Origin of the sequence: Streptomyces sp. NBC_00620, from assembly GCF_026341825.1 — a bacterium.
GTDB lineage: Bacteria > Actinomycetota > Actinomycetes > Streptomycetales > Streptomycetaceae > Streptomyces.
In genome coordinates, this window is the sequence record NZ_JAPENY010000001.1 from 1,054,298 (window position 1) to 1,069,006 (window position 14,709).

A 14,709-nucleotide genomic window follows, 5' to 3' on the forward strand; every position below is an offset into this window, starting at 1 on the left:
GGGCTCGTCAGTGGTCGCGGGCCCGTTCGGTCAGGCGGCCCATGCGGGTGCGGGCCTTTTCGAGTTGTTCGATGTCGTCGACGGCGGGGCCTTCGCCCGCCACGAGCTCGGTCCACACCTCGATCAGATCGCGCCCGAGGTTCAGTCCCTGCAAGGGGTCACGGACGGCGCGCCAGGCCGTGGCCGCACTTTGTACGTTGCCGTACGCGGCCTCCAGGTCCCGGTGCCGGCGGAGGACCCTGGCCAGGTCGAGCGACAGGTGGAAGGACCGGACCGCGTCGCCGGCCAAGTAGGCGATGTACGCGGACAGTTCGCGCAGCCGGAGCACCTCGGGGTGCTCCGGGCCCAGCGCCTGCGCCGCCTCTGCAACGGCCCGCTCCGCCATGCCCGCGGCCTCTTCGATCCTGCCCTCCTTCACGGCCTCGTTGATCCGCGTCAGGGGTTCCGCGAGAAAGGCCGCCTCTCCCGGTGCTTCCGACACCGGCGCCAGTACCGATTCGGCGACGGCGTCGAAGCCCCGCGGAGGTGTGGGCTTCGGATCCGGCTCCGGCTCGGGGTCCGGCTCCAGACCCAGGCGCATCAGGGACATGGCGGTCTCCCGAGCGGGAGCCTGGCCCGGTGCCGGGCCGAACACACCCGTCGGGGGTGCGGCCACACCGTACGAGGTGTCCCTCGGCTCGGGGCCGGTGGCTGCGGGGGGCCACACGGGTTCGGCCGCCGGGGGCCACACCGGTTCGGTCGCCGGGGCGGTGGGCGTCACGGGCACCGAGGGCCTCGGCCTCACCGGCGGTTGTTCATTCTGTGGCGCCCGTTGCATCTGCCGGGGCTCGGGCGGCTGCGGCTCGAACCGTTGCGGCTCCCCCATGTGGTGGCTCGACCCGTCCACGTACACCTGAATGGGTACGACGAAGCCGGTGCGTTCGTCGTGGATCGAGGCGAGGACGGGTTGGCCGATGGAGAGGGCGATGCGGTGGAGGTGGTTGAGGACGGCGTCCTGAACCGTCTCGCCGGGGGCGGCGACGACCGGCATGCCGCCGACCGTGGCCTCGCCGCCGACCGGGGCGGCTCCCCCGACCGGAGCGGCGCCCCCCGCCGGGGCCGGCACCCGTACCTCGATCGGCGTCACCCCGGCGGCCGGGTGCTCCCCGGCGACGGCATCCTGCTCGGCGCGCCGCCGCTTGAGTTCCCGCTTCTGTTCGCGGCTGAGTCGAGACATCGTGCCCTCACTCGGGGTGATCGGGGGAGGAAGGGGAGGATGGAGCGGAGAGATCCGAGGGTGACGAACCGGTAGCGCCCACTGACTCACCCTGGTCCCGCAGACCACAGCCCGTCAACGTGGGCAGTCCCGTGACGGACACGACCCCGGTGGCGATCATCCTCGTACGCATCCTCGCCCCTCTCCTCGTCCCGGCCCAGGCCGGGGTGCCGGATCCACGTTCGCACCGACTCCGGCCTTCTGGCCTTCTGACCTTCAGGCCTTCTGACCGAGACTGACGCCGATCACCGACCGCATGGTTTCCGTGGCCGCTCGACTGGACTGCTACATGCATACGCATATATTGTGCACGCATGTAGTCGCGGCAGCCGCCGTTCGCCACGCGCACTCCAGGGGGACCCATGACCCGCCAGTTCCTGTTCCTGCTCGGCAGCAGCCGCTCGGACAGCAACACCGAGATGCTGGCCCGCAAGGCCGCCGAGCAGTTGCCCTCGGAGGTCGGGCAGCGCTGGCTGCGCCTCGCCGAGCATCCGCTGCCGGACTTCCCGGACCTGCGCCACGACAGCGACCATGTCCGGCCGACCGAGGGCAACACGGGCCTGCTCTTCGACGCGACGCTCGCCGCGACGGACATCGTCATCGCGTCGCCGCTGTACTGGTACTCGGTCTCCTCCCTCACCAAGCGCTACCTCGACTACTGGTCGGGCTGGCTGCGCACCCCCGGCGTCGACTTCAAAGCCACGCTGGCGGGGCGCAACCTGTGGGGCGTCACCGTGCTGGCGCACGAGGAGCAGGAGGTCGCCGATCCGCTGGTCGGCACCCTGAACCACTCGGCCGCGTACATGGGCATGCGCTTCGGTGGCGTCCTGCTCGGCAACGGCAGCAAGCCCGGTGACGTACTCAATGACACCGAGGCCCTGGCCCGCGCGAAGACGTTCTTCGCGCAGCAGCCGCCGCTCGCGCGGTTCCCGTACGAGAGCTGAGTGGGGCAGGCCGGGCCTCAGGCCGTGATGTCCTTCGTCGTGAACCGCGCCCAGGCCGCCGACCCGAACACCGCCGCGTACAGGGCCTGCAGGCCGAGGTTGCGGACCAGGTCGTCCCAGTACACCGGGTCGCGCATGAGGTCGGCGAAGGACAGCCAGTAGTGGGAGAAGAAGTACGGCTGGAGCGCGTGGAGTTGGGGGATCTGGTCGAGGATCTGGATGGTGATGAGGAGTCCGACGGTCGTCGCCATCGCCGCGATGCCGCTGCCGGTCAGTGTCGAGATGAACAGGCCGAGCGCCGCGACGCCGATCAGTGACGCGGCGACGACCAGCGCGATGAGCAGGGCTCTGCCGAGTCCCTCCGCGAAGCTGATCCGGGTCCCGGAGATCGTCGTCAGCTCGCCGAGTGGGAACAGCAGAGCGCCCATCGCGAGCGCCGAGGTCGCCACTACGAGGGTCGCGACCAGGCAGAACGTCATGGTGGTCGCGTACTTGGTGAGGAGGAGGCGGGTGCGGCCCGCGGGTGCGACCAGGAGGTAGCGCAGGGTCCCGGCGTTCGCCTCGCCCGCGATCGCGTCGCCTGCGATGACGCCGATCGCCATCGGCAGGAAGAAGGGGAGCGTCGCGGCGAGCGCCGTGAACACCAGGAACAGGCCGTTGTTGGTGATCTGCGAGATGAACGCCGGCCCACCGCCGCCGCCTTCGCCGCCCCCGGATCCGTCGCCCGTCTCGATCTTGATGGCGATACCGATGAGGACGGGCACCGCCGCGAGCACGCCGAGCAGCGCGATGGTCCGCCACCGCCGGAAGGTGGTGACCAGCTCGCTGCGGAACAGTCCGAACGTCCACAGCGGACTGGGGGCGCGCGGCGCCTGAACGTCTATGTTCACGACCTCAGCCCGCGACATCGAAGCCCTCCCCCGTCAGCGCCACGAACGCGTCCTCCAGCGAGGCCCGTTCGACCCCGAAGCCGCGGACCCGGACGCCCGCCGTGACCAACGCGGCGTTCAGCTCGGCGAGTTCGCGGTCCGGAGGCTCGGCGGTCACCCCTGTGTCCGTCACGACGAGATCTCCGACTCCTTGTTCCTTCAGTACGCGCGCCGCGTCCGCCGGGTCGGGAGTCGTCACGACGAGACGTCCGCGCGCACCCGCCGCGAGGTCCGCCACCGCGCCCTGGGTGATGAGCCGGCCCTGCGCCATCACGGCCGCGTGGGTGCACACCTGCTCGATCTCGTCGAGCAGGTGCGAGGAGAGGAAGACGGTCGTGCCGTCCGAGGCCAACTCCCTTATCAGGGAACGGATTTCGCGCATGCCCTGCGGATCGAGGCCGTTGGTCGGTTCGTCCAGGACGAGCAGGCGGCGGGGCTGGAGCAGCGCGGCCGCGAGCCCGAGCCGCTGCTTCATGCCGAGTGAGTACGCCTTCGCCTTCTTGCCCGCGGCGGCGGCGAGTCCGACCCGGTCGAGGGTGGCCGCGACGCGTGTACGCCGGGTGCGCGGGTCGGCGGTCGGGTCTGCGGCGTCGTACCGGAGGAGGTTGTCGCGCCCGGAGAGGAAGCCGTACAGCGCGGGGCCCTCGATGAGTGCGCCGACGTGCGGGAGCACGGCGCGGGTGGCCCGGGGCATGGGCTGCCCCAGGACGCGCGCCGTGCCCGAGGTGGGCTCGATCAGGCCCATCAGCATGCGGATGGTGGTGGTCTTGCCCGAGCCGTTCGGCCCCAGGAAGCCGAAGACGCTGCCCGCCGGGACGGTCAGGTCCAGGCCGTCGACGGCGAGCTGTCCGCCGCGGAAGCGCTTGGTGAGCGCACGGGTGACGATCACGGTGTCGGCGTCGGCTTCCTCAACCGTGTTCGCCGCGACCGTGTTCGCCGCTCCTCCCGTGTCGCCCACCGGGTCGGGCTCCGCGGTGGACAGTTCCTCCATGGGCTCCCTCAATCTCGATTCGCCGCGCGCGTACGGGACTTCGCGCGACGCGTCCCTACGAGTCCTACTGGGCCGCGTTGGCCGCCTTGACCAGCGCGTCCTTGGTGACGGCACCCGCGTACACCTTGCCGTCGTCCGTGATCAGCGCGTTGACCAGGCGGGTCGAGAAGACCGTGCCCGAGCCGAACTTACCGCTGACCTGGTCGCCGAGGGAGTTCAGGAATCCATCGACGTCGCTGTTGCCGGAGGAGCCGGACGGTACGCCCTCGCCGCCGGTGTCGAACTCGGCGATGGCGTTCCAGCCCTCGCCGATGGTCTTGAGCCCGTCGAGTCCGTCGAGTCCCGCGCCCAGGTCCTCGTCGGACTTCTGGGAGGACTCCGGCGCCTGCACCTCGTCGCCCTCGGTGACCTTCGCACCCTTGGGCGGGGTGAAGTCGAAGGTCGACGCGGCCGGCTTGGAGAAGTCGACCTTGGTGAAGCCCGCGTCCACGACGGCCGCGCCGCCGCTCGCCGGGGTGAGCGTGAACTTCAGCGGCAGCCCCGTCTTCGAGTCGACCGCGATGGTGATCGCGCCGACCGTGGAGCCGGACTGCTTGGGCTTGATGAGCAGCTTGTACGCGTCTCGGCCCGCGACCTGCGCGGTGCCGTCGACGGTCACGGAGGTGGTGTCGTCGACGGCCTTGAGGGCCTCGTCGGCGAGCTCCTTGGGAGTGGCCGGGACGTCCTCCTGCTCCTTCTGCGCCCCGGACTTGGAGGTGGTCGCGTGGTAGACCTCGTTCGACTCGCTGTCGTAGCCCCACACGTCCGTGCCGTTGTGGATGAGGCTGTACTCGGCGGCGCTGTCCAGGAGGGAGATCTTGGACTTGTCCGGGCCGTCGGCCGCGATCCGCAGGGTGTGCGTGCCGGAGGCCAGCTCCATGAGCTTGGACGACGGATCGGCGGACGAACCGCCGTCGGGGCCCTGTACGGCGCCGGAAGCGAAGCTGCTCTCCAGGCCGCCGAGGTCGGGCAGCCCCAGGTCGGTGCTGATCTTGACGGTGCCGGACAGCTGCTCGACGTCCGACTTGGCGATCTTCTCGATGAGCTGCTGGGCGCTGATCTTCGGCAGATCGGGGTCACCGGAGTCGGCGAGCGCCGGGACCAGGCCGATGGTCGCCGCCGCCACGCCCATCACCGCGACCGGGACGACGTAACGCGCCGCCTTCCGCCGGCCTGCGCGCACATCCTCGGCCTCGCCGGCGTTCGTGCTGCTGTCGTCGGATTCGTACGGTGCCATGTGTGCCTTACCTCCGTCGTCGGCGGCGGCTCGTCGTCCTGCACTGGTCCACTCTTAGCCGCCATTCTCACCCGAACCGGTGAGGAGTGGTGTTCTCAATCTGACCAAATCGGCAAGAGAGAAGCGTCAGACCCCGGACTCAACTCCACGTACTCCTGCGGTATGACGTCACGAGGTGGCGCCTCCCCCAACCCGTAGGGGTCGGAGGAGGCGCCACCTCGTCGGTCGGGCCGTCAGCGCTGCACGAACACGTAATCGGCCTGGTAGGGCACGCCCACGATGGCGCCAGGCGAGCAGGAGCCGGCCGGGGCGACTCCGCCCACGGTGTTGAGGCGCAGGATCTCCTGCGTACCGGCCAGCAGACCGCGGTGCTTGCCGGACTGGGTGGCCTTGAGGTCGAGCTCGGGGATGTTCTTGTCGCCGTTCGGGGTCTTGCTGATCACGGCGCCGGTGACCGCGCTGCGGTCGGGCGCGATCCACTGCGGGGTTCCGGAGTTGGGCTTCACGAACGAGTGTGCGATGTTGCCGCCCAGTACGGCCGAGACATCACGCTGGGCGAAGGCGTACCCGCCGCCCTCGACCGCCTTGCACTCGTAGATCTGCTTGCCCTTGACGACGGACGCCTGGAAGTTCTTCAGGGCGTTGCGGAAGTCGAAGGATCCGGTGACCTTGTGGAGCTGGCCGCGGACGGCGCCGCCCGGGAACTCGGCGGTGTGCAGATTGGCGTAGAAGGCGCCCGGGTCGCTCTTCAACTGATCGAGGAGGGCGGTGTCCTTGACCGTCACGGTCCCGGTGACGGTGCGGCCCTTGCTCTTGGCCAGCAGCTTGGTGAAGTCGACCTTGACGCCGCCGTTGGTGCCCTTGGCACCCTGATGGATGTGCAGCAGGGTCGGCTTGCCGGTGCCGCGCCACTTCACGGCGACGGATACCTTGCTGCCCTCGACCTTGACGAACTCCAGGGCCGCGCCGTCCTTGTCGCCGACGGCGGGGCCGCCCGGGACGGGGACCTCGTTGGCGCCGTTGAGGCTGGTGGCGAGGATGGTGCCGCCCTTGCCGCCAAGGACTCCGCTCTGCACGGCGATGGTCTGGTCGCCGTGCCCGGCGTGGCTCTTGTTGTCGCTTCCGCCGGCGGCGACCGCCGGGATGACGGCGGCGGCGACTCCGGCCGCGGTGGCCACCGCGACACCGGTCAGGATCAGGCTCTTGCGACGCGTCGTGAACGTGGCGTTCGATCCCATGATTCTGTTTTCTCCCCGTATCTCAGCTGACGCCCCCTGCGTCAGCTTCTGGGAGGACATACGGACTCGATCTCAGACTGGACTCAATCCAAGTATGTGACGTACGCCACAACAAGTCCGGCGGGTTCCCGGGGGCTACGGGGCTACGGGGCTACGGGGCTACGGGGGCAGGTCACCCCGCCCGGTGCACCACCAGGTCGCACAGCTCGACCAGCGCGGCCTTCGCGTCGCACTCCGGCAACGGAGCCAGCGCGGCCCGCGCGTCCTCCGCGTACCGAACGGTGTCCCTGCGCGCCTGCTCAAGAGCCGGGTGCTCCCGCAGCCGGGCCAGCGCCTCGGCGTGCCGGGCGTCGTCCGTCATGTCGGAGTCCAGCAGCTCGCACAGCGCGATGTCCTCGGCGAGACCGAGCCGTGCCACCCGCTCACGCAGGCGCAGCACCGGCATCGTGGGAATCCCCTCGCGGAGATCCGTCCCGGGCGTCTTACCCGACTCGTGCGAGTCGGACGCGATGTCCAGCACATCGTCCGCGAGCTGGAAGGCGACGCCCAGCCGCTCCCCGTACTGGGTCAGCACGTCCACGACGGTCTCGTCGGCCCCGGACATCATCGCGCCGAACCGGCACGCGACGGCGACCAGGGAGCCGGTCTTACCGCTCAGCACATCGAGGTAGTGGTCGACCGGGTCACGCCCGTCGCGCGGCCCCGCGGTCTCCAGGATCTGTCCGGTGACGAGCCGTTCGAACGCCTCCGCCTGGATCCGCACGGCGTCGGGACCGAGGTCCGCCAGGATGTAGGAGGCGCGCGCGAAGAGGAAGTCGCCGGTGAGGACGGCCACCGAGTTGCCCCAGCGGGTGTTGGCGCTGGGCACCCCGCGCCGTACGTCCGCCTCGTCCATGACGTCGTCGTGGTACAGCGTGGCGAGATGCGTCAGCTCGACGACCACGGCCGAGGGCACGACACCCGGCGCGTAGGGATCGCCGAACTGCGAGGCGAGCGTCACGAGCAGCGGCCTGAACCGCTTTCCACCCGCACGCACGAGGTGCTGGGCGGCTTCCGTGATGAAGGGGACCTCGCTCTTGGTGGCTTCGAGCAAACCCTCCTCGACAGCCGCCAATCCGGCCTGGACATCGGCTTCGAGAGCCTGGTCCCGCACGCTCAGCCCGAACGGCCCGACGACGGTCACGAGAGGTTCTCCTGTCTGCTGACGATCACATGGCGAACTCGGTCGATCATTCGGTCGGTGACGCGGTTTGTCGATGTGTCGCTGCCATCACTCAAGTCAGCGTATCCGGTCACGTTTCGATCACCACGAGCGCCCACCGTCCCTGTAGCCGACTTCCCTCACGAGTTCCCCCGGGCGGGAGGGACGGGGCGCAGCCCGGGCGGTATCCGATCACGAGAGGTATGTTCTTGATCAACTAATACGAGCCGATATCCGCCTACTTGCCACACTCCGCAGTGACCCGCAGCGTCCCCGGCGCGCGCCGTCACCCCGTGCCCCGCAGCGTGCCCAACGCCCCCGTCACCCCGTGCCCCGCAGCGACCAGCAAGGAGACCGGCCGCCGTGTCCCGAAGCACCGTCGAAACCGAGCCCGGCGGCGAGTCGCCGCCGCCTCCGGGTGACGACCACGCCTTCTTCGGCCAGCCCAGGGGCCTGCTCACCCTCTCCGGCCTGGAGGTCTGGGAACGCTTCTCGTTCCTCGGCATGCAGGCGATCCTCGTCCTCTACTTCGCCGACACCGTCGCCCACGGCGGTTTGGGCATGTCGTCGGGCACGGCCGCCTCGGTGTCGGCCGCGTACGGAACGCTCGTCTATCTGGTCTCGGTCGCAGGGGGCTGGCTCGCCGACCGGATGCTCGGCTCGTACCGCGCGGTCCTGTGGGGCGGCATCCTGATCGCCTGCGGCCACTACTCCATGGCGGTGCCGACGGCCACCATGACCTGGGTCGGCCTGGGTCTGATCAGCGCGGGCACCGGCCTGCTCAAGCCCAACGTCGCCACCATGGTCGGCAAGCTCTACCGCACCGACGACGACCGCCGCGACGCCGGCTTCGCCCTCTACTACATGGCGATCAACATCGGCGCCTTCGCGGGCCCGCTCATCACCGGCTGGCTCGGCGACCACCGGGGCTGGCACTGGGGTTTCTCGGCGGCGGCGGTCGGCATGACCTTCGGCCTGATCCAGTACGTCATGGGCCGCCGTCACCTGGCCGGACGCAAGCGCGCGGCGGAATTCGCGCTCGCTCCCGACGCGATGCGCCGCGCGGTCCTGGTGATCGTCCTCGGCATCCTCGCGGCGGCCGTACTCGCGACTCTCCTCGCGCTGGTCGGCTACCTGACGATGGACCGCTTCGTCGACCTGCTCACCCTCATCTCGGTGATCGCGCCGGTCGTCTACTTCGTGGTGATGTTCAGAAGCCCCCGGGTGACGGACGCCGAACGCGGCCGCCTCCGCCCGTACATCGTCCTCTTCCTCGCCTCGACGGTCTTCAACTTCATCCTCTTCCAGGCGTACTCGACGATGATGCTGCTCGCTGCGTCGAACGCCGAGACCACGATCCTCGGTTACGACTTCCCGGCCAGCTGGTACGCCTCCGCGCTCGGCGCCTTCGAGGTCGCCCTCGCGCCCGTGGTCGCCGCGCTGTGGGTCCGGATGGGCCACCGCCAGCCGCACGCCTCCAACAAGATCGCGATCGGGGTCGTGCTCGGCGGTCTGTCGTTCCTCCTGATGGTGCTGCCGACCAGCGGCCACAGCAGCGACGACTATCTGATGTCGGCGTGGTGGATCGTCGGCTCGTACTTCCTGCTCGGCCTCGGCGACATCCTCCTGGAGACCTCCGGCATGTCGGCCACCACGAAGCTCGCCCCGGCCGCCTTCACCAGCCAGACGATGTCCCTCTGGTTCCTGTCCCTCGCGCTCGCCAACGGCATCCAGGCCCAGACCGTGAAGCTCTACGACGACGTCTCCAAGCCGGCCTACTTCGGCGTCAACGGCGCGATCGCGGTGGCCGCGGGCCTCGCCGTGATGGCACTCGCGCCGTGGCTGCGCCGCACGATGCACCCCGTCCACTGAAGCCACTGGGATCCCACCATGCGCATCCGTACGTCCTTCCCCTACGAGACGGCTCACGAGGACGTCCTCATCCCGCTCCCGGACGGCACCCGCCTGTACGCCCGCATCTGGCGCCCGCTGACCGACGAGCCCGTACCGGCGCTCCTCGAGTACCTCCCGTACCGGCTCACGGACTGGACCGCGCCGCGCGACTGGCAACGCCATCCCTGGTACGCCGGTCACGGCTACGCCTCCGTCCGCGTGGACGTCCGCGGCCACGGCAACTCGGAGGGCATGCCGACGGACGAGTACTCGGCGGTGGAGCTGGCCGACGGGGTGGAAGTGGTCAACTGGCTGGCGTCCCAGCCCTGGTGCTCGGGCAGGGTCGGCATGTTCGGCATCTCCTGGGGAGGCTTCAACTCCCTCCAGATCGCGGCCCTCGCGCCCGAACCGCTCAAGGCGATCGTCACGGTCTGCTCGGCGGACGACCGCTACGACAACGACGTGCACTACATGGGAGGTTCCGTCCTCGCCGTGGACATGCACGCCTGGGCGGCCACCATGCTCGCCTTCGTCGCCCGCCCGCCGGACCCGGTGCACGTGGGCGAGGTGATGTGGCACGACATGTGGGTGAAGCGGCTGGAGGCGGTGGACCCCTTCATCCACACCTGGCTCGAGCACCAGACCCGGGACGCGTACTGGCGCCACGGCAGCGTCTGCGAGGACTACGGCGCGATCCAGGCCGCCGTCCTCGCGGTGGGCGGCTGGCACGACCCGTACCGGGACACGGTGTTGCGCCTGGTCGAGAACCTGCCACCGGATCGCGTACGAGGCCTGATCGGCCCCTGGTCGCACCAGTACCCGGACCGGGGCCTGCCGCCGGGACCGGCGATCGGCTTCCTCCAGGAGACGCTGCGCTGGTGGGACCACTGGCTGCGCGACGGTGACACGGGCGTGATGTCGGAGCCGCTCCTGCGCTCGTACGTCATGGACTCGCACCGCCCGGCAACGGTGTACGACGTGTTGCCGGGCCGGTGGGTGGGCGACGAGGTCTGGCCGTCCCCCTCCGTGACACCGGTCTCGTACGGCCTTCAGGGTGCGCCGGTGCTGGTGCGCTCCCCGCAGCACACGGGCGTGGACGCGGGCCGCTTCTTCCCCTTCGGGAACGATGCCGACCTGCCCCCGGACCAGCGGGAGGAGGACGGGCGTTCGGCCTGCTTCGAGTTCGAAGTCCCGCAGGAGACCTGGGTGTTGGGCCGCCCGAAGGTGCGGTTGCGGCTGACGTCCTGGGCCGAGCGCGGCCAGGTGATCGCCCGGGTCTGCGACGTGGCCCCCGACGGCTCCTCCACTCTCGTCACCCGTGGCGTCCTGAACCTGTCAGCACGCCATGGCCGTGACCAGGCGGTTCCCTGGAAACCGGGCTCTACGGAGGACGTGCTTTTCGACCTGAACGGCATCGGCCACGCCTTCCCTTCCGGTCACCGCATCCGCCTCGCCGTCTCCTCCGCGTACTGGCCGTGGATCTGGCCCCAGCCCGGCTCGGAGGCGGGCTTCACCCTGGACCCGGCAGGCAGTTCCCTCGAACTCCCCGTACGGGCAAGGCAGTCGACATCCCCGATCACCTTCGAGGAGCCGGAGGAGTCCGAACCCCTGGGCGTCGTCGTCCCGGCGACCCTCGACGAACCACGCCCCGAACGCCTCGTCGTACGCGACGTCGCCAAGGGCGAGTGGCGCCTCGAAGTCGACCCCCGCTACGGCGGCACCCGCGTCTATCCCGACGGCCTCGAATTCACGGAGGACGCGGTGGAGACGTACACGATCAATGAATCGGATCCGCTGTCGGCCCGGACGCGGTCGACCTGGTCGATCCGGTTGCATCGGCCGGAGTTGCCTTGGGATGCGCGGGTCTCGACGACCTCCGAAATCACCTGCGATGCCGATGACTTCATCACCTTGAACGAGCTGATCTGCAAAGACGGGGACGAAGTGGTGTTCCACCGGACGTGGGAGCGGCGAATTCCGCGGACTGCGGGCTAAGGCCTGTCCGGCGGATCATGCCGGACAGGCCCTAGGCGGCCGCCGGTCATCGCGCTTTCGAGCGTCCAGCGATTGCCCGTATTGCACCTAGATTGCCTGCGTCGCCGCTTTGTTCATGCTTGGTCGCGTGAAATGGGTCACGTCCGGACAAGATCGACATCTGACCCCGGTTCACAATTGCCCATTCGCGAAAGGTAAGTTGAGTTTCACATTCCGGTGGAATCGGGCGATTCTCGCTGCAATCCACCGAGGCAAAAGCGATCTACGCCGCGAAATCGGGCCTTGTTCCCGACATGTGCTCTCGCATACGTTCGCGTCGATCCAGGCGGAACGCCGAATCCTGCCGCCGCCCGGAAACCCACCCACCCACGCGCTCACGGCAGGAGCGGGGGACCCAGGTAAGCCGCCGATCCGGACACCGGAACGGCTAGGGGTGAAGCCGCACCCAATACGCGGCCGGGCAGCTCCCGCCCGAACCCGACAGCTCACCTCGCAGGCGCCGGAGAGGAATTCGTCATGCCCGCACGAGGCAAGCACCGCCGCCCCAGGACCAACCACCTCACCCGCGGCATGGTCGCGGCAGGAACGGGCGGAGCCGCGCTCGCACTCCCCCTGGTGAGCGCGACCGGCGCCCACGCCGCCACTCAGGCGTCCGTGCCCGCCCAGGTCACCGCGGCGGCGAAGTCCGCTCCCGCCGCCGTCCCCGACGTCAAGCTCGTCACGTACAAGGTCGCCGCGGGCGACACCTTGTCCAAGATCGCGCGGGAACACACCAAGGACGGCAGTTGGCAGACGCTCTACAAGGCCAACGCCGCGGTCATCGGCAGCGACCCGGCGTCGCTGCGTCCGGGCACCACCCTGACGGTTGGCACGAAAACCTCCCAAACAGCCACGAAGTCGACCGCCTCCACCACGGAATCCGCGGCGGCCACCACCACGACCTACACGGACGACCTCGACGGCTGGATCAAGGAGTCCCTGGACGTCATGGCCAAGTCCGGAATCCCCGGCACCTACGACGGCATCTACCGCAACATCATTCGCGAGTCCGCGGGGAACCCCCTGGCCATCAACAACTGGGACTCCAACGCCGCCGCCGGCACCCCCTCCAAGGGCCTCCTCCAGGTCATCGACCCGACCTTCGCCGCCTACCACGTGGCCGGCACCTCGATGGACCCCTACGACCCGGTCGCGAACATCACGGCGGCCTGCAACTACGCCGCGGCGAAGTACGGTTCGATCGACAACGTCAACGGGGCCTACTGAGCGGGCAGTTCATCGCCGTACAACCGCCGGTGGACAACTGGCGCATGGAACCGGCAGATCCATGCGCCTCTCCATGCGCCTCAAAAATGCACCTGCCGGATCGCGGTCGGGAGCGTTATGCTCGCCGCGATGATGACTCAATCCGTAGGCAGATTGGGGGTCCCATCCGCGCAAGGTGAGTGCTGATGCTCACTCGGACCGCGAATGGGGATTCCCGCCTTTCCTTCTGGCTGCGCGTGCGCGAGTTCGCCGTGCCGCCTTCCATGATCGAGACTGCGACCGCCCGCCGCTCCGCCGGGGACTGGGCGGGGGCGTGTGCCGCCGCAGGTATCGACGTCGATTTCAATCTGCGTTCCGTGGCGCGCACGTATGGCCACGACCTCGCGGCCCAGATCCGGGCCGATCTCCGCCATCTGGCTCCTGACCTGTTGCGCTGGCACCTGCCGAGGGTCGCTCCTGACGGGCTGCTGCGCCCGGGTCTGACCATCGCCCTGGCACGGTACGAGTACGTGGCCGCGGGGCGTGAGGGCGAGCACCCGGTGTACCTCGTGGTGCGGACTCCGCCTGCCTGGGCGGACGCCGGCCAGCGGATCAGCCTCGCGCTGTGGGGCGGCCCCGGCTTCGAGTCCGGCTCATACCGGCATCCGCATCCTCACCCTCACCCTCATCCCAACCGGCGGTACCGGCTCGACCTGCACCGGCACCTGTGGGACGCGCGCAGGGCCGAGGAACTGAGGGTCCGGTCCGGGGCCGATCGGCCGCGCGCCTCCTCCGCCGACCCGGATCCGCTGGGGATGGTGCCGCAGGAACGCCGGTGTGCCGTCGACCGATGGGCGGCCGAGGCGGGGATCCTGCTGCACGCCGAAGGGCGTACGGACGGCACCGGTACCGTCGCCGTGCGGTTCGGGGCCCGGCATCGGCTGGCCCTGGAGCTGACCGCGGACAGAGACGGCCTCGCGTCGCCCGTCATGCGGATCGGCGCGGCGCCCACGGACGGCAGCGCCTCCGCGCTGCACGTCCTGCCCGACGCGGCGACCTGGGTGCTGCCCGACCTGGAACTGATCCGCACCGGTTCGATCGAGGTCGACCGGCTGCATCCGCTGGTCGCCTCGGCACTGGTGGCGGGTCGCTCGCCGACCCGCTCCTCCCCCGTTCCGGACCGGGCCGCAGGCCAACCGCGACTCGTGGAGTGCCGTGGGGCCGAGCACCGGATCGGCCTGGTCGACGGGGTACTGGCGGCGCTGGACCACGACCCCGCCGAGGTCCGCCGGGAGGAACTGCTGGTCGCGCTCACCGGCACTCCGCTTCCCTGCCTGCAGGCCATCGACGAGGCGCACCGTCGTCCGGACTGTCTCGTCGGCGTCCGCGAACGCCTGGTCCATGGCGACACCGCCGGCGCGCTGGCCGTCGTCGAGGGCCTGCTCGGCCCCGACGCGGTGCTGCGCGGCGGCGCCCTGCGGGACGAGCTGGAGGCGGCCGCGGCACGGCGGATCACGTACGGGCTGTTCAGGGCGGGCCTGATCGGACCCGCGCCGGGACCCGGGCCCGACGGCATCAGCTGCCACCCGGCTTGTCACCGTCCCCGTGAACGCGGGCGCTCGCGCCCGCGTCAGGCGACCTTGCGCTGACGCGGGGAGACCTCGCGACCCCGGAGGGACCTTCGTCCCCCGCTCCTGGAGGGGCCTTCGTCCCCGCACCCACCACGAACCCAAAGGTGATCA

Annotated in this window: 11 protein-coding genes and 1 riboswitch; of the genes, 5 read left to right on the forward strand and 6 right to left on the reverse strand. The window is 69.9% G+C overall.

Features of this window, described 5'->3' with window-relative positions:
* Nucleotides 1-7: 7 nt before the first annotated feature.
* Nucleotides 8-1,216 carry a tetratricopeptide repeat protein gene (locus OG246_RS04780; protein ID WP_266456287.1) on the reverse strand — a complete coding sequence of 403 codons (1,209 nt, stop codon included), beginning with the start codon at nucleotides 1,214-1,216 and terminating at the stop codon, nucleotides 8-10.
* Between the two features lie 401 nt (nucleotides 1,217-1,617).
* On the opposite strand from OG246_RS04780, the gene OG246_RS04785 reads away from it, so the two are divergent.
* Nucleotides 1,618-2,199 (forward strand): flavodoxin family protein, encoded by a 582-nt coding sequence (locus OG246_RS04785; protein ID WP_266456290.1) that lies wholly within the window; start codon nucleotides 1,618-1,620, stop codon nucleotides 2,197-2,199.
* 17 nt (nucleotides 2,200-2,216) lie between these two features.
* Here the strand turns inward: OG246_RS04785 and OG246_RS04790 are convergent, their stop codons facing one another.
* From OG246_RS04790 to OG246_RS04810, 5 genes are all read right to left on the reverse strand, one after another.
* Nucleotides 2,217-3,107 (reverse strand): ABC transporter permease, encoded by an 891-nt coding sequence (locus OG246_RS04790; RefSeq protein WP_266456293.1) that lies wholly within the window; start codon nucleotides 3,105-3,107, stop codon nucleotides 2,217-2,219.
* Entirely contained in the window at nucleotides 3,094-4,119 is a 1,026-nt protein-coding gene (locus tag OG246_RS04795) for an ABC transporter ATP-binding protein (RefSeq protein WP_266456296.1), read from the reverse strand. Before OG246_RS04795 ends, OG246_RS04790 begins: the two co-directional genes overlap by 14 nt.
* A 64-nt stretch (nucleotides 4,120-4,183) precedes the next feature.
* The gene (locus OG246_RS04800) at nucleotides 4,184-5,395 is read right to left on the reverse strand and encodes a DUF2092 domain-containing protein (protein ID WP_266456299.1); all 1,212 of its coding nucleotides are present in this window, start codon (nucleotides 5,393-5,395) and stop codon (nucleotides 4,184-4,186) included.
* A 233-nt stretch (nucleotides 5,396-5,628) separates the two neighbouring features.
* Nucleotides 5,629-6,633 (reverse strand): CHRD domain-containing protein, encoded by a 1,005-nt coding sequence (locus tag OG246_RS04805; RefSeq protein WP_266456302.1) that lies wholly within the window; start codon nucleotides 6,631-6,633, stop codon nucleotides 5,629-5,631.
* 172 nt (nucleotides 6,634-6,805) lie between these two features.
* Nucleotides 6,806-7,816: a polyprenyl synthetase family protein gene (locus OG246_RS04810; RefSeq protein WP_266456304.1), complete on the reverse strand. Its 1,011-nt coding sequence runs from the start codon at nucleotides 7,814-7,816 to the stop codon at nucleotides 6,806-6,808.
* A 381-nt stretch (nucleotides 7,817-8,197) separates the two neighbouring features.
* Here OG246_RS04810 and OG246_RS04815 point away from each other — a divergent pair, with 381 nt between their 5' ends.
* The 4 genes from OG246_RS04815 to OG246_RS04830 all read left to right on the forward strand — a co-directional run bounded on the left by OG246_RS04815 (nucleotide 8,198) and on the right by OG246_RS04830 (nucleotide 14,616).
* Entirely contained in the window at nucleotides 8,198-9,706 is a 1,509-nt protein-coding gene (locus tag OG246_RS04815) for a peptide MFS transporter (RefSeq protein WP_266456306.1), read from the forward strand.
* Nucleotides 9,707-9,724: 18 nt separating this feature from the next.
* The gene (locus tag OG246_RS04820; RefSeq protein WP_266456308.1) at nucleotides 9,725-11,722 is read left to right on the forward strand and encodes a CocE/NonD family hydrolase; all 1,998 of its coding nucleotides are present in this window, start codon (nucleotides 9,725-9,727) and stop codon (nucleotides 11,720-11,722) included.
* Between the two features lie 361 nt (nucleotides 11,723-12,083).
* A riboswitch (cyclic di-AMP (ydaO/yuaA leader) is annotated at nucleotides 12,084-12,234 on the forward strand.
* A gap of 4 nt (nucleotides 12,235-12,238) precedes the next feature.
* The gene (locus OG246_RS04825) at nucleotides 12,239-12,988 is read left to right on the forward strand and encodes a LysM peptidoglycan-binding domain-containing protein (RefSeq protein ID WP_266456310.1); all 750 of its coding nucleotides are present in this window, start codon (nucleotides 12,239-12,241) and stop codon (nucleotides 12,986-12,988) included.
* A 185-nt stretch (nucleotides 12,989-13,173) separates the two neighbouring features.
* Complete coding sequence (locus OG246_RS04830; protein WP_266456313.1) at nucleotides 13,174-14,616, forward strand: hypothetical protein; 1,443 nt, start codon at nucleotides 13,174-13,176, stop codon at nucleotides 14,614-14,616.
* Nucleotides 14,617-14,709: the final 93 nt, after the last annotated feature.

Excerpts from the sequence above, each read along its gene's own strand:
- OG246_RS04795 (WP_266456296.1), bottom strand. The coding sequence starts at position 4,119 with ATGGAGGAACTGTCCACCGCGGAGCCCGACCCGGTGGGCGACACGGGA.
- OG246_RS04830 (WP_266456313.1), top strand. The coding sequence starts at position 13,174 with ATGCTCACTCGGACCGCGAATGGGGATTCCCGCCTTTCCTTCTGGCTG.
- OG246_RS04800 (WP_266456299.1), bottom strand. The coding sequence starts at position 5,395 with ATGGCACCGTACGAATCCGACGACAGCAGCACGAACGCCGGCGAGGCC.
- OG246_RS04780 (WP_266456287.1), bottom strand. The coding sequence starts at position 1,216 with ATGTCTCGACTCAGCCGCGAACAGAAGCGGGAACTCAAGCGGCGGCGC.
- OG246_RS04820 (WP_266456308.1), top strand. The coding sequence starts at position 9,725 with ATGCGCATCCGTACGTCCTTCCCCTACGAGACGGCTCACGAGGACGTC.
- OG246_RS04805 (WP_266456302.1), bottom strand. The coding sequence starts at position 6,633 with ATGGGATCGAACGCCACGTTCACGACGCGTCGCAAGAGCCTGATCCTG.
- OG246_RS04790 (WP_266456293.1), bottom strand. The coding sequence starts at position 3,107 with ATGTCGCGGGCTGAGGTCGTGAACATAGACGTTCAGGCGCCGCGCGCC.
- OG246_RS04785 (WP_266456290.1), top strand. The coding sequence starts at position 1,618 with ATGACCCGCCAGTTCCTGTTCCTGCTCGGCAGCAGCCGCTCGGACAGC.
- OG246_RS04825 (WP_266456310.1), top strand. The coding sequence starts at position 12,239 with ATGCCCGCACGAGGCAAGCACCGCCGCCCCAGGACCAACCACCTCACC.